The organism is Achromobacter sp. JUb104 (assembly GCF_024806975.1).
Taxonomy (GTDB): domain Bacteria; phylum Pseudomonadota; class Gammaproteobacteria; order Burkholderiales; family Burkholderiaceae_B; genus Achromobacter; species Achromobacter spanius.
Genome location: NZ_JANUEY010000001.1, coordinates 1,592,093 through 1,611,982, shown reverse-complemented (window position 1 = coordinate 1,611,982; position 19,890 = coordinate 1,592,093). Strand labels below are relative to the sequence as shown.

At 67.2% G+C, this 19,890-nt stretch carries 18 protein-coding genes; 10 read left to right on the top strand and 8 right to left on the bottom strand.

Translation table 11 applies throughout. The annotated features are described in order from the left end of the window. Window positions 1-173: 173 nt before the first annotated feature. A complete protein-coding gene (locus tag M2361_RS07225; RefSeq protein WP_259247419.1) occupies window positions 174-1,613 on the top strand; it encodes an efflux transporter outer membrane subunit in 1,440 nt (479 codons plus the stop codon). A 15-nt stretch (window positions 1,614-1,628) separates the two neighbouring features. Here the strand turns inward: M2361_RS07225 and M2361_RS07220 are convergent, their stop codons facing one another. The 3 genes from M2361_RS07220 to M2361_RS07210 are packed head-to-tail and all read right to left on the bottom strand — an operon-like array spanning window position 1,629 to window position 5,859. Continuing rightward, window positions 1,629-3,362, bottom strand: a complete 1,734-nt coding sequence (locus M2361_RS07220) for a biotin carboxylase N-terminal domain-containing protein (protein WP_259247418.1) — start codon at window positions 3,360-3,362, stop codon at window positions 1,629-1,631. Window positions 3,363-3,378: 16 nt separating this feature from the next. Further along, entirely contained in the window at window positions 3,379-5,067 is a 1,689-nt protein-coding gene (locus tag M2361_RS07215) for a 5-oxoprolinase/urea amidolyase family protein (protein ID WP_259247417.1), read from the bottom strand. Window positions 5,068-5,076: 9 nt separating this feature from the next. Continuing rightward, the gene (locus M2361_RS07210; RefSeq protein WP_100855701.1) at window positions 5,077-5,859 is read right to left on the bottom strand and encodes a LamB/YcsF family protein; all 783 of its coding nucleotides are present in this window, start codon (window positions 5,857-5,859) and stop codon (window positions 5,077-5,079) included. A 171-nt stretch (window positions 5,860-6,030) separates the two neighbouring features. Here M2361_RS07210 and M2361_RS07205 point away from each other — a divergent pair, with 171 nt between their 5' ends. Beyond that, the gene (locus tag M2361_RS07205) at window positions 6,031-6,690 is read left to right on the top strand and encodes a GntR family transcriptional regulator (protein WP_259247416.1); all 660 of its coding nucleotides are present in this window, start codon (window positions 6,031-6,033) and stop codon (window positions 6,688-6,690) included. Here M2361_RS07205 and M2361_RS07200 read toward each other — a convergent pair. Then, window positions 6,666-8,162 (bottom strand): PepSY domain-containing protein, encoded by a 1,497-nt coding sequence (locus tag M2361_RS07200; RefSeq protein ID WP_259247415.1) that lies wholly within the window; start codon window positions 8,160-8,162, stop codon window positions 6,666-6,668. The two genes, M2361_RS07205 and M2361_RS07200, sit on opposite strands and share 25 nt — an antisense overlap. 73 nt (window positions 8,163-8,235) lie before the next feature. Then, window positions 8,236-8,757 (bottom strand): DUF2946 family protein, encoded by a 522-nt coding sequence (locus M2361_RS07195; protein ID WP_259247414.1) that lies wholly within the window; start codon window positions 8,755-8,757, stop codon window positions 8,236-8,238. 235 nt (window positions 8,758-8,992) lie between these two features. Between M2361_RS07195 and M2361_RS07190 the strand changes: the two genes are divergently transcribed. Next, a complete protein-coding gene (locus tag M2361_RS07190) occupies window positions 8,993-9,376 on the top strand; it encodes a hypothetical protein (protein ID WP_259247413.1) in 384 nt (127 codons plus the stop codon). Between the two features lie 10 nt (window positions 9,377-9,386). Beyond that, complete coding sequence (locus M2361_RS07185; protein WP_100855696.1) at window positions 9,387-9,605, top strand: hypothetical protein; 219 nt, start codon at window positions 9,387-9,389, stop codon at window positions 9,603-9,605. A gap of 78 nt (window positions 9,606-9,683) precedes the next feature. Here M2361_RS07185 and M2361_RS07180 read toward each other — a convergent pair whose 3' ends face one another. Further along, entirely contained in the window at window positions 9,684-10,406 is a 723-nt protein-coding gene (locus tag M2361_RS07180) for a ribonuclease activity regulator RraA (protein WP_259247412.1), read from the bottom strand. Between the two features lie 299 nt (window positions 10,407-10,705). Here M2361_RS07180 and M2361_RS07175 point away from each other — a divergent pair, with 299 nt between their 5' ends. Genes M2361_RS07175 through M2361_RS07155 form a run of 5 tightly spaced genes read left to right on the top strand, consistent with a single transcriptional unit; the run spans window position 10,706 to window position 15,584 of the window. Continuing rightward, the gene (locus M2361_RS07175) at window positions 10,706-11,470 is read left to right on the top strand and encodes an endonuclease/exonuclease/phosphatase family protein (protein WP_259247411.1); all 765 of its coding nucleotides are present in this window, start codon (window positions 10,706-10,708) and stop codon (window positions 11,468-11,470) included. Beyond that, window positions 11,467-12,675 (top strand): cardiolipin synthase ClsB, encoded by a 1,209-nt coding sequence (gene clsB / locus M2361_RS07170; protein ID WP_259247410.1) that lies wholly within the window; start codon window positions 11,467-11,469, stop codon window positions 12,673-12,675. The genes M2361_RS07175 and clsB overlap by 4 nt, the downstream gene beginning before the upstream one ends. Next, entirely contained in the window at window positions 12,672-13,676 is a 1,005-nt protein-coding gene (locus tag M2361_RS07165; protein WP_259247409.1) for a lysylphosphatidylglycerol synthase domain-containing protein, read from the top strand. The genes clsB and M2361_RS07165 overlap by 4 nt, the downstream gene beginning before the upstream one ends. Then, window positions 13,673-14,842 (top strand): DUF3182 family protein, encoded by a 1,170-nt coding sequence (locus M2361_RS07160; RefSeq protein ID WP_259247408.1) that lies wholly within the window; start codon window positions 13,673-13,675, stop codon window positions 14,840-14,842. The genes M2361_RS07165 and M2361_RS07160 overlap by 4 nt, the downstream gene beginning before the upstream one ends. Then, window positions 14,826-15,584, top strand: a complete 759-nt coding sequence (locus M2361_RS07155; RefSeq protein ID WP_259247407.1) for a S9 family peptidase — start codon at window positions 14,826-14,828, stop codon at window positions 15,582-15,584. Before M2361_RS07160 ends, M2361_RS07155 begins: the two co-directional genes overlap by 17 nt. A gap of 46 nt (window positions 15,585-15,630) precedes the next feature. On the opposite strand, the gene M2361_RS07150 is transcribed toward M2361_RS07155, so the two are convergent. Both M2361_RS07150 and M2361_RS07145 read right to left on the bottom strand, forming a co-directional pair. Next, a complete protein-coding gene (locus M2361_RS07150; RefSeq protein ID WP_259247406.1) occupies window positions 15,631-16,029 on the bottom strand; it encodes a PRC-barrel domain-containing protein in 399 nt (132 codons plus the stop codon). 132 nt (window positions 16,030-16,161) lie between these two features. Then, on the bottom strand, window positions 16,162-17,931 hold the full coding sequence (locus tag M2361_RS07145) for a thiamine pyrophosphate-requiring protein (RefSeq protein WP_259247405.1): 1,770 nt from the start codon (window positions 17,929-17,931) through the stop codon (window positions 16,162-16,164). 351 nt (window positions 17,932-18,282) lie between these two features. On the opposite strand from M2361_RS07145, the gene glgA reads away from it, so the two are divergent. After that, window positions 18,283-19,890: a glycogen synthase GlgA gene (gene glgA / locus M2361_RS07140; RefSeq protein ID WP_259247404.1), complete on the top strand. Its 1,608-nt coding sequence runs from the start codon at window positions 18,283-18,285 to the stop codon at window positions 19,888-19,890.

Here is a 19,890-nt window from a genome sequence, read left to right as displayed (position 1 = left end):
GGAACGCTACCTTATGGCTATATCGATTGACGACTAATGACCATATCGTACAATAGTCACCATTCGCGGTTTATTCGTGATCTTTTTTTCGATGCATGGGCGCGTCTCAAACCCTGGTACGGACGTTCGACGCGCGCCAACTTTCTCTTTCACCTGTCTTGCAGGACCCCGTCATGCTGCCCCGTAAACATGCTGTGCCGCTGTTTCTCTCAAGCTTGCTTCTGGCAGGTTGTGCTGTTGGCCCCGATTATCAGCAGCCCGATACGGCGTCAGCCCCGCATTTTATGGGACAGGCCGCGATCCAGGCGCGTCAGGCGCCGGCCGCCGCTGATACCCGGGTCTGGTGGCAAGGGTTTCACGATCCGCTGCTGACCCAATTGGTGGAGCGCGCGCTCGACCAGAACCTGGACATTGCGCAGGCCGTGGCGCGCGTGGCCCAGTCGCGCGCGGGTCTGCGCAGCGCCACCGCCGCGATGCTGCCCTCGGCCGCCGTGGCGGGCCAAGCCGCCCGTGCGCGCCAGTCCCTGGAGACGCCGCAGGGCCAGTTGCTGAACGCCACGCCCGACTACAACCGCTATGGCGACTATTACGAACTGGGCTTGAACGCCGGCTGGGAGGTCGACCTGTTCGGCGGCCTGCAACGCCAACGTGAAGTCGCCGTTGCCAACTACCAAGGCGCCGAAGCCGGCGTTGCCGGCGCCCGGCTTGCCGTGGCGGCGCAAACCGCCGACATCTACGTCTTGATCCGTGGATTGCAGACCCGCCTGGACATCGCCCGTGAACAGGTCCGGACACGCAGCCAGTTGCTTGCCACCGTGCAACTGCAATTCGACAAAGGGCTCGCCGCGGAACTCCAGGTACATCAGTCGACAGGCGCGCTGGCCGAAGTGCGCGCCACCGTGCCCGTACTGGAAGACGGCCTGTCGGCCGCCATGAACGCGCTGGACGTGCTGCTGGGCGAGCCGCCCGGCAGCAATCGCGCCCTGCTGGCCGCCAGCGCGCCCATCCCCTTGCCGCCCGCCATTGCAGACACCGGCACCCCGGCCGACCTGCTGCGCCGCCGCCCTGACCTGATCGCGGCCGAACGCCAGCTTGCCGCTACCAACGCCGGTATCGGCGCGGCGATCGCCGAGTACTACCCAACATTCTCGCTAGGCGCCGTGCTTGGCACCGCCACCACCCTATCCGGCAACCTGTTCAACGACAGCGCCAACCAGATGCAAGGCATGCTTGGCCTGCGCTGGCGCCTGTTCGACTTCGGCCGTATCGAAGCCGACATTGCAAACGCCCGTGGCCGCAACGCCGAAGCGCTGGCGGCCTACCGCCTGGCGGTGCTGCGCGCTTCCGAAGATGTGGAAAACGCCTTCTCGGCCCTGGTCAAACGTGAACAGCAGTCGCGCTACCTGGCCGAAGGCGTGGACGCGCTGACGCAGGCGCGCACAAGCTCATTCCTTGCCTACCAGAACGGCATTGTCAGCCTGATCGAAGTGCTGGACGCCGACAGCGCCGTGCTACGCACCCGCGATGCCAGCGCACAGGCGCAAACCGAGTCGGCGCGCGCGGCCATTGCGTCTTACCGCGCCTTGGGCGGGGGCTGGGAACGCCCGCAATAGCCGACGCTTAGTCAATCAGTCAATCCGCCCGATCGCCGCGCCTGCCGCCACGGCCTGGCCCGGTTGCGCTTCGTGCTTGAGCACGCCGCTGCGATGCGCCAGCACCTGCATTTCCATTTTCATCGCTTCCATCGTGGCGATCAGATCGCCCTCTTTCACCGTGGCGCCATCCTCGGCCTTCCACGCCTGGATGGTGCCGGCGATGGGCGCGGCTACGCTTTGGGCGTTGGCGTTGGCCGTGTTGGCTTGGCCAGCGTCCTCCGAGGCTGCCCCGGCGGCATGCAGGCCGCGCAGCAGTTCGGCGGGCAGGCCCAGCGACACGCGGCGGCCGTCGATTTCAACGGCCGTGCGATGCAGAGTCACGGCGCCCAGCGGTTCCGGGCGCACGGCGGCTTCCAGGTCGTTGGCGAAGTCGGTTTCGATCCAGCGCGTGTGCACCTTGAAGCCCGATGCGTCGCCCAGGAAGTCGTCATGCGCCAACACCGCACGGTGAAACGGCAGCACGGACGCCACGCCTTCGATGCGGAACTCGGCCAGCGCGCGGCGGGCGCGGGCAATGGCTTGCTCGCGCGTGGCGCCGGTGACGATCAGCTTGGCCATCAGGGAATCGAAGGTGCCCGGAATGGTCGAGCCCGATTCCACGCCGCTGTCCACCCGCACCCCAGGCCCGGACGGCGGGGCAAAGCTGGCGATGCGGCCCGGTGACGGCAGGAAACCACGGCCCACGTCTTCGGCGTTGATGCGGAATTCAATGGCATGGCAACGCGGCGCGGGCGCCTCGCTGAAGCCCAGCGGCAGGCCGTCAGCGATGCGCAGTTGCTGCACTACCAGGTCCAGCCCGCAGGTTTCCTCGGTGACGGGGTGCTCGACTTGCAGTCGCGTGTTGACCTCCAGGAACGAGATGGCGCCCGACGCGCTAAGCAGGAATTCCACGGTGCCGGCGCCGACATAACCGGCGTGCGCGCAGATGTCGCGCGCGGACGCATGGATGCGCTGACGCTGGTCGTCGCTAAGGAACGGCGCGGGCGCTTCTTCCACCAGTTTCTGGTTGCGGCGTTGCAACGAGCAATCGCGCGTGCCCAGCACCACCACGTTGCCGTGCTGGTCCGCCAGCACCTGCGCTTCGACGTGGCGCGGGCGGTCCAAAAACTGTTCGACATAGCATTCGCCACGGCCGAAGGCGGTGACGGCTTCGCGCACGGCCGACTCATAGAGTTCGGCCACGTCTTCCATGCGCCATACCACCTTCAGGCCCCGGCCGCCGCCACCAAACGCCGCCTTGATGGCGATGGGCAAGCCGTGTTCGCGTGCAAATTCCAGCACGTCTTCGGCGCCATTGACGGGGTCGGCCGTGCCGGCCACCAGGGGCGCGCCCACCGCCAGTGCAATCTTGCGCGCCTGGACCTTGTCGCCCAGCCGCTCGATGGTTTCAGGCGACGGGCCGATCCAGGTCAGGCCGGCGTCGATCACCGCACGGGCGAACGTGGGGCTTTCCGACAGAAAGCCGTAGCCCGGATGCACCGCGTCCGCGCCACTGCGGCGCGCCACGTCCAGCAGCTTGTCGATATTCAGATAGGTATCCGCCGGACGGTCGCCGTCCAGGCCATAGGCCTCGTCGGCCATGCGCGCGTGCAGCGCATCGAAATCCGCATCGGCATAGACGGCTACGGATTTCACGCCGTAGTCGGCGCAGGCTCGGATGATGCGGACGGCGATTTCGCCACGGTTGGCAATCAGGACTTTCTTCATGGCAGGCGGGTTCACGTTATGTCGGGGTGACTTGTACGGCGGGCACGTCAACCGGAACGAAGTCGGAAATGGGGTTCAGGCGCACGCGCGCGCCGATGGGAATTTGCGCGGCGCGGTCCAGGTGCCAGGGCGCGACCGAGCCAATGACGGGGTAGCCGCCGGTAAGCGGATGGTCGGCCAGGAACAGCACGGGCTGGCCGCTGGCGGGAACCTGGATCGAGCCTTTGCGGGTGCCCTCGCTGGGCAGTTCGGCATGGTTGGCGCGTTGCAGCGGCGCGTCGCCCTGCAAGCGGATGCCGACGCGGTTGGATTGCGGCGTTACGGTCCAGGCCTGGCGCGACAGCAGCGCCACGGCGTCGGCGTCGCACCAGTCGGTGCGCGGCCCCAGCACCACGTCCAGCACCACTTCGGCGTCGGTACGCGGCAGGTTGGCGGGCGCGGTTTCGGGTGCGCCCACGATGGCGCCCTGCCCGGCTGGCCGGATGCCGATGCGGTCACCGGCCGCAAGCGGTTCGGGGCCGACGCGGGCCAGGGTGTCGGTAGAGCAACTGCCCAACACGGGTTCCACGGCAAAGCCGCCGCGCGCCGCCACGTAGTAGCGGATGCCGGCGTCCGGTTGGCCCAGGGTCAGCGTGTCGCCGTCGTCCATGGCAAAGGCTTGGTAGCCGGGGACCGTCCAGCTTGCGCCGGCGGCGTTGCGCAAAGTGATGCTGCCCTGCGCGCCGGTTACGGCCAGCACGCACGGGCCGTGGGCGCGCACCTGGAAACCGCCGTAGACGATTTCAATGGCGGCCTCACCGGCTGCATTGCCCACCAGCCGGTTCGCGGCGCGCAACGCGCCCCGGTCCATGGCGCCGGAGGCGGCCACGCCCTGGCGGGCCTGGCCGGGGCGTCCCAGGTCTTCGAACACGGCTTGCAAGCCGGGCGATACGACTTCCAGCGCGGGGGTGGCGGATGCAGCGCGGGAGGTGCCGGGCGGCGTGGCGGGTGATGTTGAAGCGGTCGAGGTTGATGCGTTCGGAGTGGTCGAGGCGGCGGATGCCGTCGATGCGGTCGATGCCGACGATGCAGCGGACGTGTCCGCTACTGATGCCGCGCCCGCGTCAATGAATCGCACGCGATAGCCCGGTTGCAGCAGCGCGGGCGTGTCACGGTTCAAATCCCACATGGCGACCGGCGTCACGCCCAGGATCTGCCAGCCGCCCGGGCTGGCTTGCGGATACACGCCGCTGAACGTACCCGCCAGCGCCACGGCGCCTGCCGGGATGCGGGTGCGCGGGGTCTTGCGGCGCGGAACGTCCAGCGTGGGATCGCCGCCGCTCAGGTAGGCAAAGCCCGGTGCAAAGCCGGTGAAGGCCACGCTGTAGGTGCCGCCCGTGTGGCGGCGCACGACTTCTTCGCGCGTGATGCCCAGGTGCTGCGCCACGTCGTCCAGGTCTTCGCCGTTGTAATGGACGGGAATCTCGATCAGCTTGCCGTCGCGCGCCACGCGGCTTGAGGTGTCGCGCGCGCCGATGTCGGCAATCAGCGCCTCACGCGAGACCACGCCGGGCTGGAACAACACCAGCACGGTGCGGGCGGCGGGCACCAGTTCAGTCACCCCTTCAATCGGGCGGCCCTGTAGCGCGGCGAACAGCGCCAGGGTCTGTTCCAGGTCATCAAGCTCAACCAGCAGCGCGTCGGTGTTTACAGGCAGAAAACGCACGCTGGCTCCCTAGGCGGATTGCCGGGGGGCAGCGGCCGCGAAAGCGCGGATGCTGACGCCGGCCTGCTCAAGCTGCGTGCGCAGCGCGCGCGCCATGTCTACTGCGCCAGGGCTATCGCCGTGCACGCAAATGGAATCGGCCTGCACGCGGGTGAGGCTGCCATCAATGGCTTCCACCACTCCCTCTTGCACCAGGCGCAGCATGCGTTGCGCCACCGCTTTCGGGTCATGCAGCACGGCGCCTTTTTCACGGCGCGACACCAGCGCGCCTTGCGGGGTGTAGGCGCGGTCGGCAAAGGCTTCGGCTACCACGCGCAGGCCGCGCTCTTGCGCCAGCGTCAACAGCGGCGCGCCGGCCAGGCCCACCAGCACCAGGCTGGGGTCGATTTCCAGAATGGCCGTGATCACGTCATTACCCTGGCGGGCGTCGTGGGCGATGGTGTTGTACAGCGCGCCGTGCGGCTTGACGTAGCGCACCTCGGTGCCGGCGGCGGCGGCCAGGCCTTTCAGCGCGCCAATCTGGTAGATGACGTCGGCCACCAAGTCGGCGCTGGCCACGTCCATGTTGCGTCGGCCGAAACCCGTCAGGTCTGGGTAGGACACATGCGCCCCCACCGTCACGCCATTGGCGCGCGCGGCCTTCAAGGTGCTCAGGATGCCGGCCGGATCGCCCGCATGGAAACCGCAGGCGACGTTGGCGCTGGACACCACCGCCAGCATGGCCTCGTCATCGCCCATGCGCCAGGCGCCAAGGCTTTCGCCCAAGTCACTGTTTAAATCGATCTCAGCCATGTTTGATCCTTAGTCCGATGGCGGCACGCCTTCTTTTTGCCGCTGATCGTGGAACGATAGTTACACAATTGTTCTACAAATTGGTTAGTATGGTAGATCAAAGCCAGGCTTTCGCCTATCGGTAATTTCACTACCGGGTTTCACCACCGGGTATTTAGACCCCCCTCGCCTATGACGCTGCCCGCCGCGCACCAGACCCTGACCGACAAGGTCACCGAGCAGATCCGCCGCCGCCTGATCAACGGGGAATTCATGCCCGGTCAGCGGCTGTCGGAAGCCGCGCTGACGCAATCGCTGGACGTCTCGCGCAACACGCTGCGCGAGGCGTTTCGCAACCTGACCAAGGAAGGCCTGCTGACGCACTCGCCCAACCGAGGGGTGGCGGTGGCCGTGCCCAGCATGGCTTCCATTATTGATATTTATCGGGTGCGGCGCATGATCGAATGCCAGGCGCTGGCGCAGGCGTACCCGCACCATCCGGCGCGCCAGCGCATGCGCCAGTCCGTGGAAGACGCTTTGGCTTGCCGCGAACGCCAGGACTGGCCCGGCGTGGGAACCGCCAACATGGCGTTTCACATGGCCATTGTGGAATTGGCCGACAGTGACCGGCTGAACGCCATGTTTTCCTTATTGCTGGCCGAACTGCGGCTGGTCTTCGGGCTGTTGCAAGACCCGGAATTCCTGCACGCGCCCTATGCCGACATGAACCAGCAGATTCTGCAAAGCGTGGAAGCCGGCGAATTCGGCAAGGCGGCCGATGCGCTGAAGGACTACCTGGCGCAGTCCGAGCGCATCGTGCTGGCCAGCTACGCGCGGCGCGTGGGCAACTGAAGGCGCCACGAGCGCAGCACGTCCACCACCAGGAACGCCAGCAGGCTTACCCCCATGACGGGCAGGCACCAGCCCAGCGCCGCCGCCACCGCCAATACGGCAATGCGCGCGGGCCAGCCCAGGGCGGCCCAGGCTTGGGTCAGGGTCTGAGCACCGGCACCCGCTGCCGGACGCCGCAACCACCACATGCGATAACCCAGCACGATCATGGCCGATAGCGCCAACCCGATCGCGCCCATCAGCAACTGATTGGGCCAGCCGAACAGAATGCCCATGTGCATGTCGACGCCCCAGCGGATCAGCTTGGCGATCAGCGGAAAGGTGTCGAAATCGGCGCGGCTGGTGATCGTGTAGGCGGCGGGGTCGATGGCGATGGTGTCGACCTGGGTGGGCCAGGAACGGTCTACCTCGCGCACCATCCAGGCTTGGTCGGCGCTACGCGGCGGCCGGATTTCCAGCTGCGTGCTGTCGATGCCGCCCTGGCGCGCGGTTTGCAGGATGCGGTCGAAATCGCGGGCGGGGTCTTGGGGGGCAGCCATGGGGGCTGCCATAGCGCCGCCCTCCATCTGCATGCCGCCGTGATGATGCGCGTGTTCACCACCGCCCATCGCCGGGCCGGTCGCGGCACCGGCCGCCGCGGCACCGGCCGCCGCACCGGCCGCCGCGCCCGGCAGCTTCAGCGTAATCGCCGGCGTGATCCAGCCCAGTTGCGCGCGCAGTTGGTCCACGCGGCCGCCCGCCCAGTTCGACCAGGTCAGGCCGGTGGCGGACAGGAACAACAGCCCCAGCGCCAACCACAAGCCAAGCAAGCTGTGCCAGCGGCGCGCGCGCAACCTGGGGCTGCGGGCTTGGGCTGCGGCTTGGGCCAACGCCTGATTTGCGTTTGCCTTGCGGCGGCGTCCGGCCCACCACAGCACCAGCCCGCCCAGCGTGGCCAGCCACATCCAGGACGCGGCCAGTTCGCTGTAGTTGCGGCCCAGCGCCCCCAGCATCAGGTTGCGGTGCAGGTAGTCCAGAGTGGTGCGAAACGGCAGTGTGCCACTGGTGCCGTAGACCGTCATGTCGCCCTTGATGTCCAGCGTGACGGGGTCGACGAACAGCGCGCGGCTTTCCGAATCGCCCATGCCGGGCTGCGTGAACATCACGCGCGTGGTGTCGCCCGGAGCCGGCGCGGGCCGCACGGCAAACAGGCGCGGCCCGGGGCCGATGCGGTCTTGCGCTGCCCGGACCTGGCTGGCCAGGGGTTGTGCCGGGCCGGTGGACGCGGTGTGCAGTTGGTCCGCATACAGCAGGCTTTCAATCTGCGGAGTCAGCACGAACAGCGTGCCGGTGACGGCGGCCACCAAAATGAAGGGGCCGACAAACAGCCCGATGTAAAAGTGCAGGCGCGTGATCAACGCCAGTAAGGCGCTGTTGCCCGCAACCCGCGCGCGAGCAGGCGCGGAGGCGGTATCCAGGGTGTGGGTGGACATGGGATTCTCGAATACGAACAACGCCGCCCCGGTCGGGCGGCAAGCATGCGCGCGGGGCGCATGGCGGAAACAGTTATCCGCGTATCGAGGGTGGCGCACGTTGGCCCAAGGGCGGGCCGGCGGCCGGCATGGGCGGGCGCGCGCCGTCCACCTTTGGCGGGCGCTGCGCCAGCCAGCGCAACAGCACGGGCGCCACGGCCGCCAAGGGCGGCAGGTTCAGGATTTGATGCGCGCTCAGGCCAAAGGGACATTCCTGCCCGGCGCCGCGTTCGTCGTCATGGCCGGCGCCATGGTGGCCGTGGTGGCCGGGGTGGCCGGGGTGGCCATCATCGGCGTGCAGCATGGGCTCGCCGTGCATCGTCTGATGGCCATCGCCAGGCGCCTGCCGTTCACCCAGCGATTGCAAGGCTGCCATGACGTTGCCGCCCGCCGTACAGAAGCCCAGCGCCAGCCGGCCTTGCCGCAGCGCGTCGGCATCGGGCATGTATCCGGTCGGCACCCAGGCCCGTGCCACCAGCAACAGCAGCAGCAACAGCCGCCCGAAATCGGCGGCCGAGGCAAAGCGAGGAAGGCGACGGGACAATCCGGTACGCATGCGTCCAATCCACGACGCCGGCGAATGCCGGCGTCAAGCCGCGCATTTTACGCGCCATGGCGCCGGCCCGCGACTCCGGTGCCGCGCGCCCTCCCCCAAAACCTTGCTTGCCGCCGCCTGCGTTCAGGCATAAATTCACTGTTACCGATTTCCGCTTCGGGCCTGCTTGGCCCGGTTTTCGCGGACGGTATCCAAAGGTTGTTTTTGATCTTTTAAGCCCGCGAGGAGCGATGCGATGAAAGTGAAACACCTGTTAGGTCCGGCAGCCCTGGCGCTGTCTCTGCTGACCACCGCGCCCAGCGTGGCGCAAATGTCAGACCCCGCCCCCATCATTACCGGCAAGCAATGGACGGAGTCCGACGCCAATCTCAAGAAAGCCTATCTATTGGGGATTTCCAACCTGCTTGAAGTCGAACGCGCGTACCAGGCACGCCGCGCGCCGCCCGATACTCAGAGCCTGGTGCCCAGGTTTTCCAGGGGCCTGCAAACGCAAACCCTGGATACGGTGGCCCAGAGCCTGGACGGTTGGTATGCCGCGAACCCCTCGCGGCTGGACCGTCCGGTGATCGAGACCTTGTGGTTCGAGGTCGTCGTTCCTGGCATGAAGCGCAAGCCTTGAAGGAGCCGTCATGAAAGCTATTCGAACGTTAGTCATCGGCGTCGCGATAGGGACGCTTGCGGCGTGCACGAACATGACGCCGAAACAGCAAGGGACCATGTCCGGGGCGGCCATTGGGGGTGCCGCGGGCGCGGGGATTGCCGCCATTGCGGGCGGCAGCGCCTGGACGGGCGCCGCGATCGGCGCCGTGGCGGGCGGGGTTGCGGGGAATATACGGGGGGGGAATTGAGGGTTGCTTGATCGGGTGATGGGTTGCGCGCGGCATTGGGCGGGATTCTTTGGGTGAGTTTGCCGCGCTTCACCCATCCTACGACTGGGTGTTTCGCCAGGCTTCGTATTTGGCCCGAGTTTGTTCGTTGGGAGGATAGAGGCCGGGGAGTTTTTCGCCGGCTTCTACTTGCTGCATGATCCAGCCTTCCAGGCGTTCCTGTTCGATGGCGATGTCGACCACCTCGTCCAGTAGCGCGGCGGGGATGAGGACGGCGCCGTCACGGTCCAGCACGATGACGTCGTTGGGAAAGACGGCCACGCCGCCGCAGCCCACGGGTTCTTGCCAGCCGACGAAGGTCAGCCCGGCCACCGACGGCGGGGCCGCCGCGCCGGCGCACCATACGGGCAGGCCCGTGCCTTCGACGCCTTCCAGGTCGCGCACCACGCCATCAGTCACCAGCGCGACCACGCCGCGCTTTTGCATGCGGGCGCAAAGGATGTCGCCGAAGATGCCGGCATCGGTAACGCCCATCGCATCCACCACGGCGATGCAGCCTTCGGGCATGTCTTCAATGGCGGCGCGCGTGGATATGGGCGACGCCCAAGACGCGGGCGTGGCCAGGTCTTCGCGGGCGGGCACGAAGCGCAGCGTGAACGCGCGCCCGACAATCCGCTTGGCGCCCGGCGCCAGTGGCCGCGCGCCGCGTACCCACACGTTGCGCAAGCCTTTCTTCAACAGCACGGTCGTGAGCGTGGCCGTGGTGATGCGGGACAGGGCCTGGACCACGCTGGCGTCCAAAGGCTGAGGGGCAATCGTCATGATGCAAATTCTCCTTGCGGGCGGGTTGCCGCATAGCGGGGATTCCGATTGTGGCCCTACGCAAAAGCGGGCACAACCTTGATTTTGCAGATTCAGAATCCGTTTTTTATGCGGGTATGACGCGGCGATTCGATACCGGCCCAGGCAAATTTGACCAGTGCGGGCAGTTCCGGCCACCCGTCCAGCATGGCCCTTCCTATGTAGTCCGGCACCCCTTCCCCCAATGAAATTCGCCCTCGGCTTTCAGCTCAGGCACGAAACTTGCGCAGGGTTGTGGACCCATTTCCCCCGGAGAGTCCATGCCCGTCCCGACCGACGAATCCCACCGGCGCTTGACGGTATTGACCGTCAATACCCACAAGGGATTCACCAGCTTCAATCGGCGATTCATGCTGCACGACCTGCGCGAGGCGTTGCGCAAGGCGGCGCCGGATGTGGTGTTCCTGCAAGAAGTCCTGGGCGAGCATCAGGATCATGCCGAACGGCACGAGGCCTGGCCGGCGCTGTCGCAGTATGAATTTTTGGCCGACACGCTGTGGTCGGACTACGCCTATGGACGCAACGCGGTGTACCCGGCGGGCCATCATGGCAACGCGATCCTGTCGCGCTACCCGATCGAGCGCTACGAAAACCACGATATCAGCGTGAACGGCCATGAAGGCCGTGGCCTGCTGCACTGCGTGCTGCGCGTGCCGGGCGATGCCCCGGTGCATGCCATCTGCGTTCACCTGGGCCTGCTGGAACGCCATCGCGGCGAACAGCTTGGCCGCCTGTGCGAACTGGTCGCCCGCGAGGTGCCCGACGGCGAACCCCTGTTGATTGCGGGCGATTTCAACGATTGGCGTCTGAACGCCGACCGCTTCATGGCCACCTGCGGCGCGCAAGAGGTGTTCACCACCCGCCTGGGCCGCCCCGCCCGCACCTTTCCCGCGCGCTGGCCGCTGCTGCGGCTGGACCGCATTTACGTGCGCAACGTGCGTGACTGGCGGCCCGTGCCGCAGGCCTCGCGCGTGTGGTCGCGCCTGTCGGACCACGTGCCCCTGTCGGCGGAGATCGCACTATGACCGCCGCTAACTTGGGATGGCGGGAAGGCAACCGCTACACGCTGCTGGAAAACGGCGAGGGCTATTTCCCCGCCGTGAACGAAGCCATCGCCTCCGCCAAGCACGAAGTGCTGGTGGAAACCTTCATCCTGTTCGACGACAAAGTCGGGCAGGCTTTGCAGAAGACCTTGATTGACGCGGCCCGGCGCGGCGTCAGCGTGGACGTGCTGGTTGACGGCTACGGCTCGGACCAGCTCAGCCAGGAGTTCATTGGCGCCATGACTGAAAGCGGCGTGCGCTTTCATATCTTCGACCCCCGCCCCCGCCTGCTGGGGGTGCGCACCAATCTGTTTCGCCGCATGCACCGCAAGATCGTCGCGGTGGACGGCGTGTGCGCGCTGATCGGCGGCATCAACTTTTCGGCGGACCACCTGGCGGACTTCGGCCCCGAAGCCAAGCAGGACTATGCGGTGCGGGTGGACGGCCCCCTGGCGGCCGACCTGGCCGACTACGCCCGTTCCGCCCTTGGGGGCGGCCGCAAGCCCCCCCGCCGCTGGCGGCGCCCCGCCGCCGCTTCGGTGCCCGAAGGCGACGGCGGCGGGCGCCTGGTGGTGCGCGACAACAACGGCCACACCACCGACATCGAACGCTACTACCGCGCCGGCCTGCGCGCCGCCAAGCAGGACGTGCTGATCGCCAATGCCTATTTCTTTCCCGGCTACCACCTGCTGCGCGACCTGACCAAGGCGGCGCGCCGGGGCGTGCGCGTGCGCCTGCTGCTGCAAGGCGAGCCCGACATGCTGGTGGCGCGCCTGGCCGCCACCATGCTGTATGACTACCTGAAGAACGCCGGCGTGGAGATCTACGAATACTGCAAGCGGCCGCTGCACGGCAAGGTGGCTTGCGTGGACGATGACTGGTGCACGGTGGGCTCCAGCAATCTGGACCCCTTGAGCCTGGCCCTGAACCTGGAAGCCAACGTGGTCGTGCGCGACAGTTCGTTGAACAAAGCCCTGCGGGATAGCCTGGACCACCTGATCGCGCAGGACTGCAAGCCCGTGCCCTTCAGTTCCAAGTCCACGCGCGCGCTGCGGCGCTTCTGGGTGGGCGTGGTGGTGTTTCACTTCCTGCGGCGCTTTCCGACCTGGGCGGGCGCCCTGCCCGCCCACAAGCCGCGCCTGCAAACCATCAAACCGCCCGAGCCGGGCGAAAGCGAGGCCGCATGAGGGTCTATCGCACAACGTTCATGCGTTCCCTGCGTCACCGCTGGCCGCGCATCAAGAAGGTGCTGCCCTGGGTAGTTCTGGCCGTGGTGGCCGTGCTGCTGTTCTACTTTGGCCGCTCGGTGGATTGGCCGAAGGTCTGGCAGGCCATGCGCAGCATTCCTGGCGAATCCATCCTGATGGCAAGCGGCCTGGTGGTGCTGGGCTATCTGAGCTATGCCGCGCTGGACCTTCTTGGTCGCCGCTATACCGGGCACAAGCTGGCCTGGCCCTTGGTGATGGGCATCGCGATGGTGAGCTATGCCCTGAACCTCAGCCTGGGCGTGCTGGTAGGCGGCCTGGGCGCGCGCTTGCGCATGTATGCCAGGCTGGGCTGCCGCAAATCGGTGGCGACCCGCGTGGCCGTCTTCTCGGCCGCGTCGAACTGGATCGGCTATGCCTGGGTGGCGGGCGTGGTGTTCGTCAGCGGCGCGTTGACGGTGCCGAAGGGCTGGGACGTGGGTAGCGGCGTGCTGCGCCTGATTGGCGCCGGCTTGCTGGCGGCCGGCATCGCGTACGTGTGGCTGTGCGCTCGCGCCAGCCGTCGCTCGGCCACCTTCATGGGCCAGCGCGTGACCTTGCCGCGCCTGCGCATGGCGGTGATGCAATGCGTGTTTGCCGGGCTGTCCTGGATGTTCATGGGCGCCGTGGCCTACGTGCTGCTACAGGGCAAGGCGCCCTACCCCCTGGTGCTGGGCATTTTGCTGTGCGCGAGTTTTGCGGCGGTGCTGACACGGGTGCCGGGCGGGCTGGGCACCACCGAGGCCATCTTCGTGGCCGTGCTGGCGCCGCGCATGCCGTATTCCGAAGCGCTGGGCGCCGCCCTGGCTTACCGCGCCTGCTATGCCTTGGCGCCCATGTGCCTGGCGTTGGCCGCCTTTCCGCTGTTTGAAGCCCTGGCCGCGTGGCGCAAGCGCCGTGCGCCAGCCGACCAGGAACACAACTTGCTCCACCCGCCCTCATGAAACCGTCCCCATCTCCGAGCGACTCCGATAGCGAATCCGACCTGGTGGTGGCATACCCCCGCCGCGCCAACGCCTCCGAGCACGAGGTGGCCTCGCAAGAAGCCATGGCCGTCCGCTTGGCGGCCTTGTTGGGACGCCGTTTTGAACCCGACTACCGCCCCAGCCGGCGCCGCGATGAACCGCCGCCCTACTACGTGCCCGACCGCACCATCATCGGCCCCATCCGCGCGGCCCGGCTGGGCATTACCCGCGCGGCCGACCTGTACGGCGGCGTCGCCCCCTATTCCTTCGTGGCCGGCAAAGCCATCACACATGGACTGATCGGCCCTCAGGCGAAGGCGCCCAAGGCCTGGGTGGGCGATCTGGCGGATGCGCTGCGCGAGGTGGTGCTGGCCGGCTATAGCGCCTTTACCCTGGCGGATGCCGAAGCCGCCGGGATGCGGATGCTGCAAGACGGGCCGTTGCGCGTCAAACCCACCGACGCCACCGCCGGGCGCGGTCAGGTCGTGGTGCGCAATGCCGAGGAACTGCGCGCGGCGCTGGCGCAGCAATCTCCCTACGCCATGCGCCGGCTGGGCCTGGTGCTGGAAGAAGACTTGGCAGACGTGTCCACCTACAGCGTCGGCTGGGCGCGCGTGGGCAAAATGGAAATTGCATATGTGGGCACGCAATCGCTCACGCCCGACAACCAGGGCATAGCCGTCTACGGCGGGTCGGTGCTGCGGGTGGCGCGCGGCGGTTTCGATAAGCTGCGTGCCTTGGATCTGACAGACCCCGAACGGCAGGCCGTGGCCATGGCCTGCCAATACGACACGGCGGTGTCCACCGCCTATCCGCAGTTGTTCGCGTCGCGCCGCAACTACGATGTGGCGTTCGGCACCAACCGCGCGGGCCAAGCGCGGGCCGGCGTGCTGGAGCAGTCCTGGAGGGCGGGCGGCGCAAGTCTTGCCGAGCTGGCCGCGATGCAGGCGTTTGCGCTGTCGCCGTCGCTGACGTCGGTGCGCGCCGCCACCCGCGAACGCTACGGGCAGGATCACGCGCGGCCGATCCCGCAGCATCTGATCTTTCACGGCAAGGATTCCGCGGTGGGCCACATCAGCAAGTCGGCCGCCGTGTTGGACGGTTTGGATGGCTGGAAGGAGGTTGGCAATGGCCGCGCACAGTAATCCCATCGCGCTGTCCGTTGACGATCAGGTGCTGGACGGCACCTTCCTGACGCCCGAGAACAAGGTGCCCGGCGTGTTGTTCATCCATGGTTGGGGTGGCAGCCAGCAGTTTGACCTGTCGCGCGCCAAGGGCATTGCCGCGCTGGGCTGCGTCTGCCTGACGTTCGACCTGCGCGGCCACGCGGCCACGCGCGAGCAGCAATTACAAGTCACGCGCGAAGATAACCTGCGCGACGTGATGGCGGCCTACGACCTGCTTGCCACCCATCCGTCGCTAGATTCGGGGTCGGTCGCGGTGGTGGGCAGCAGCTATGGCGGCTATCTGGCCGCGCTGCTGAGCAGCCTGCGCCGCGTGCGCTGGCTGGCGTTGCACGTGCCCGCCTTGTACCGCGATGAAGAATGGCTGCTGCCGAAAAACCAGTTGAACCGGGAAACGCTGCGCGCCTATCGCAACACCTACGTGGCGCCGGAAACGAACCGCGCCCTGAAAGCCTGCGCGGAATTCAGCGGGGATGTGTTGATCGTGGAAGCCGAGCACGACACCTTCATCCCGCATTCCACCATCATGAGCTACCGCTCGGCGTTCCGCCGCTCGCATTCGATGACCCATCGCATCATCGACGGCGCCGACCACGCGCTGACGGAAAAATCCGCGCAGCGGGCCTATACCTCGGTGCTGGTGAATTGGGTGACTGAAATGGTGACCGGCGCGCGAATCGGGGATCCGCGGCCGGTGCCTTGATGGTAGGCGCCACCCGGGCCATGCGCTAATGGCCCGAGCTGGCGGCTTACCAATAGATATCCTGCTTGTAATACGTATGCAGGTTACGCGCCCACGTCTCGTCGGCCATGCTGGGCCAGTTGTCCTTGTCGAAGCCCGGCGCGTTCTTCAGCGTTTCTTCGTCGATGTCCAGCACGAAGCACTTGCGGTCGGTGTCCAGCGTGAGCGCCTTCCACGGAATCGCGAAGAGCTTGTCGCCGATACCCAGCACGCCGCCGCGCGACAGCACCGCGTAGGCCACGCGGCCCCGGGGCACGTCGATCATGATTTCCTTGATCGAACCCAGATCTTCGCCCGCCGAGTTGTAGACGTCATTGCCTTCCAGCGTGCTTGCGGCCATGACCTCCGGGCCCGGGCCGCCGGGATTGCTCTTGGGGCCGCCCACGATGTTGGTTTGAGTTTCCATGCTGTGTCTCCTTTGCCGAACATCCGTTCAGCGACTAGGTGGTAGGACCCGCCCTGTCCGCAAACGCCGTGCCCGCCGCGCGGATTTCGCACAGGGTGTTGCACACGGCGCCCGGCCCAGGGCTTGCCTCCGTCAGCTTGCCCACCATTGCTTGATGGTGGCGCGCAGCGCGGCGGCGCCGGTGGCCATGTCTTCCTTGCGCAGTGCAGTCAGGTAGGCCGCAATCTGCTTGGGGGGAATGTGCGGCGGCATCGGCGGCACCTCGGGGTCGGTCACCACTTCCAGCACGGTGGGCCGGCCCGCGTTCAGCGCACGGCCCCAAGCGGGGCCGACGTCGTCGGGTTCGGTCACGCGGATGCCCTCCAGGCCCAGCATGCGGCCGTAGTCCGCATACGAGAACGGCGGCAGCCATTGCGAATCCGGAAAACGCGGGTCGCCGCCCATTACGCGCTGCTCCCACGTCACCATGTTCAGATCGCCGTTGTTCAGCACCAGCACCACCAGCGTCGGGTCGTCCCAGTCCTTCCACCGGTGCGCGATGGTGATCAGTTCGTTGATGCCCAGCATCTGCATGGCGCCGTCGCCCACCAGCGCCACGACTGGCCGCCCGGGATGGGCCAGCTTGGCCGCCAGGGCATAGGGCACGCCGCAGCCCATGCTGGCCAGCCCGCCCGACACCGACCCCATCATGCCCTCGCGCAGTTGCACGTCGCGCGCGTACCAACTGGCCGCGGAACCCGAATCGCAGGTGACGATGCAGTGCGCCGGCAAGCGGCTGGACAGTTCCAGGAAGGGGCGCTGGGGGTTGACGCCCTTGGCCTCGACCATCGCGCGCGCCACCACGGTTTCGCGCCAGCGCGACACCCGCTTTTCTATGCCCTTCAACCAGCGGTCGGACGCCTTGGTTTCCAGCTTGGGCAACAGCGCCTGCAAGGTCAGGCGGGCGTCGCCCACCAGTCCCACTTCGACCGGATAGCGCAGGCTGAGCTTGCGGCCATCGACATCAATCTGCACCGCGCGCGCCTGCCCTTCCTTGGGCAGGAACTCGGCATACGGGAACGACGTGCCCACCATCAAGAGGGTGTCGCACTCGTTCATCATTTCCCAACTGGGTTGCGTGCCCAGCAGGCCGATGGCGCCGGTCACATACGGCAGCGCGTCCGGCAGCACGGCCTTGCCCAGCAAGGCCTTGGCCACGCCCGCGCCCAGCCGTTCGGCCACGGCGCGCACCTCGTCACCCGCGTCCAGCGCGCCCGCGCCCACCAGCATCGCCACGCGCTCGCCCTGGTTCAGGATGGCGGCGGCGTTATCCAGCGCGGCTTCCGGGGGCACCGCCGCGTGGGACGTCAGGCCGATGCCCGTGTGCACGGTGCCATGCTCGCGCGGCGGCGCCTCCACGGCTTCCAGGTCCTGCACGTCGTTGGGAAAAATCAGGCAGGTCACGCCGCGCCGTTCCATGGCGATACGCATGGCGCGGTCCACCATGTGGCGCGCCTGAAGCGGCGACGTGACCATGTGCACGAAGTCGTGCGCCACGTCCTTGAACAGGCTGACCAGGTCTACCTCCTGCTGATAGTCACCGCCCAGCGCGCTGCGCGCCTGTTGGCCCACGATGGCCACGACGGGTTGATGGTCCAGCTTGGCGTCGTACAGCCCGTTAAGCAGGTGGATGGCGCCCGGCCCGGACGTGGCCAGGCACACGCCGACCTGCCCCGTGAATTTGGCGTGGGCGCAGGCCATGAAGGCCGCGCCTTCTTCGTGGCGTGCCTGGACGAATTCCAATTCCTGGTTTTTCCCAAACGCGCCGATCAGGCCGTTGATGCCATCGCCGGGATAGCCGAACACACGCTGCACGCCCCATTCGCCCAAGCGGGCGAGGACAAAATCGGAAACGGTTTTCACGTTGGCGCTCCTTGTGGTCAGGTGTTGCTGAATCCGAGTACCGGCCGGATGGCTCGGCATACGGAAAGCAGAATCCGGGCGCGCCGCAATCCGCATTCCCGTCTCCTCGGTCTGCTGCCGAAATCAGCCTCTCCCCAACGCTCGCCAGACGCAATTTGTTGCGCTGCTCCCAAATTTACAAACGCCAGCAAAAACGCCAGCAACCCCCCGACCCGCCCTGGGGTTAGCCCGCGCTCAAGCCCGCGCCCGCCCTCGCCCCGCCGTGTTGGGCACGCCACTTGCGCATAAGAAAGCCTTACGGAATCGGGCCCACTTTTTCAGCGGCCCTCCGACCTTCCCGGAGCAACAAGCATGGCGACGACAATTCTTATAGTGGCTGCCGAAGCATTCCCCCTGGCAAAGACCGGGGGCTTGGGCGATGCAATCACCGGCATGGCGCGGGCGCTGGTCCAGCGGGGCGTGCCCGCTACCGTCTTGCTGCCCGCTTATCGAGGCGCCGCCAAGCGCCTGGAAGGCGTGCGCGAAGTGGCGCGGCTGGAAGACCTGCCGGGCGGCGACGCCCGCCTGCTGGCCGGGGTATGCCCCGCGTCCGAGCTGCCCTTCCTGCTGCTGGAAAACGATGCGCTCTATGACCGCGCCGGCCTCTATGTGGACGAAGATGGCCAGGAACATCCGGACAATGGGCTGCGCTACGCCGCGCTGTCGCACGCTGCCGTGCGTATTGCACGCGGCGTGCCGGGGCTTGCGCGCCCCGATGTGGTGCATGCGCACGACTGGCACGCGGCGCTGATCCCCATGCTGATGCGCCAGGCGGGCCTGGATGACGTGAAATCCGTGCTGACCATCCACAACATGGCATTCCAGGGCCAGTTCCCGCTAGAGGATGCCGCCGCTTTCGGCATTGCCCCCGCCTTCCGGGGCGAGCACGCCTGCGTGGCCTGGAACAAGCTGAACTTCATGAAGGCCGGCATCGCTCACGCCGACCGCGTCACCACCGTCAGCCACACCTACGCCCGCGAAATCCTGACCCCGGCATTCGGTTGCGGGCTGGACGGCTTGCTGCGCGAGCGCGCCGCCGACCTGATCGCTATTCCGAACGGCATCGACACCGTGCTGTGGGACCCGGCGCGCGACCCGCACCTGGGCCCCTTGCGCTACACCGCCGCCGATCTGGCCAACAAGCGGTTGTGCAAGACCGTGCTGCAACGCGAATTCGGCTTGGCCGCCGACCCGCAAGCCAGCCTGGTGGTGATGGGCAGCCGCCTGACCGACCAGAAGATGGCCGACGTTGCCGCCGAAGCCTTGCCGCGCGCCCTGGATGCCCACCCGGACATGCAGGTCGCCATCCTGGGCCAGGGCGACCGCCGCCTGGAAGCCGCGCTGAAGGCGTTGTCCGACCGCTACCCGCAGCGCTGCGCCACCCACATTGGCTACAACGAGGCGGGCGCGCATCGCCTGCACGCCGGGGGCGACATCCTGCTGCACGGCAGCCGCTTCGAGCCCTTTGGCCTGACGCCGCTGTACGCCATGCGCTACGGCACCGTACCGATCGGGTCGCGCGTGGGCGGCATGGCCGACACCATCGAAGACCCGGGTACCGACGTGCCGCTGACCGCGATGGCATTCGCCAACGGCCTGCTGTTTGACGGCGACCACCCCGACGCCATGGCCGATGCCTTGTCGCGCGCCATGCACCTGCGCCGTCACCCGACGCTGTGGCGCGCCATGCAGCGCAACGCCATGAGCACCGACTTCAGTTGGCAGCGTGCCGTGGGTGCGTACGAAGACCTGCTTCAAGCCCTGACCGGTCGCGCCGACGCGGACGCGGACGACACCGCTGTGCAAGCCGCCGCGCAGTCCGCCACGCAATCTGCCACGGCTTCCTCGGCCGACCGCGCTGCCGGCACTCGCCAGCTGCGCACCCGACAGGCCCGCGGCTCCATGCCGATGCCCATCTGA

Coding starts and splice junctions, on each gene's coding strand:
- M2361_RS07210 (WP_100855701.1), bottom strand. CDS start 5,859: ATGGCTGAGATCGATTTAAACAGTGACTTGGGCGAAAGCCTTGGCGCC.
- M2361_RS07220 (WP_259247418.1), bottom strand. CDS start 3,362: ATGAAGAAAGTCCTGATTGCCAACCGTGGCGAAATCGCCGTCCGCATC.
- M2361_RS07150 (WP_259247406.1), bottom strand. CDS start 16,029: ATGGAAACTCAAACCAACATCGTGGGCGGCCCCAAGAGCAATCCCGGC.
- M2361_RS07175 (WP_259247411.1), top strand. CDS start 10,706: ATGCCCGTCCCGACCGACGAATCCCACCGGCGCTTGACGGTATTGACC.
- M2361_RS07185 (WP_100855696.1), top strand. CDS start 9,387: ATGAAAGCTATTCGAACGTTAGTCATCGGCGTCGCGATAGGGACGCTT.
- glgA (WP_259247404.1), top strand. CDS start 18,283: ATGGCGACGACAATTCTTATAGTGGCTGCCGAAGCATTCCCCCTGGCA.
- M2361_RS07225 (WP_259247419.1), top strand. CDS start 174: ATGCTGCCCCGTAAACATGCTGTGCCGCTGTTTCTCTCAAGCTTGCTT.
- M2361_RS07200 (WP_259247415.1), bottom strand. CDS start 8,162: ATGTCCACCCACACCCTGGATACCGCCTCCGCGCCTGCTCGCGCGCGG.
- M2361_RS07190 (WP_259247413.1), top strand. CDS start 8,993: ATGAAAGTGAAACACCTGTTAGGTCCGGCAGCCCTGGCGCTGTCTCTG.
- M2361_RS07180 (WP_259247412.1), bottom strand. CDS start 10,406: ATGACGATTGCCCCTCAGCCTTTGGACGCCAGCGTGGTCCAGGCCCTG.
- clsB (WP_259247410.1), top strand. CDS start 11,467: ATGACCGCCGCTAACTTGGGATGGCGGGAAGGCAACCGCTACACGCTG.
- M2361_RS07155 (WP_259247407.1), top strand. CDS start 14,826: ATGGCCGCGCACAGTAATCCCATCGCGCTGTCCGTTGACGATCAGGTG.
- M2361_RS07160 (WP_259247408.1), top strand. CDS start 13,673: ATGAAACCGTCCCCATCTCCGAGCGACTCCGATAGCGAATCCGACCTG.
- M2361_RS07205 (WP_259247416.1), top strand. CDS start 6,031: ATGACGCTGCCCGCCGCGCACCAGACCCTGACCGACAAGGTCACCGAG.
- M2361_RS07195 (WP_259247414.1), bottom strand. CDS start 8,757: ATGCGTACCGGATTGTCCCGTCGCCTTCCTCGCTTTGCCTCGGCCGCC.
- M2361_RS07165 (WP_259247409.1), top strand. CDS start 12,672: ATGAGGGTCTATCGCACAACGTTCATGCGTTCCCTGCGTCACCGCTGG.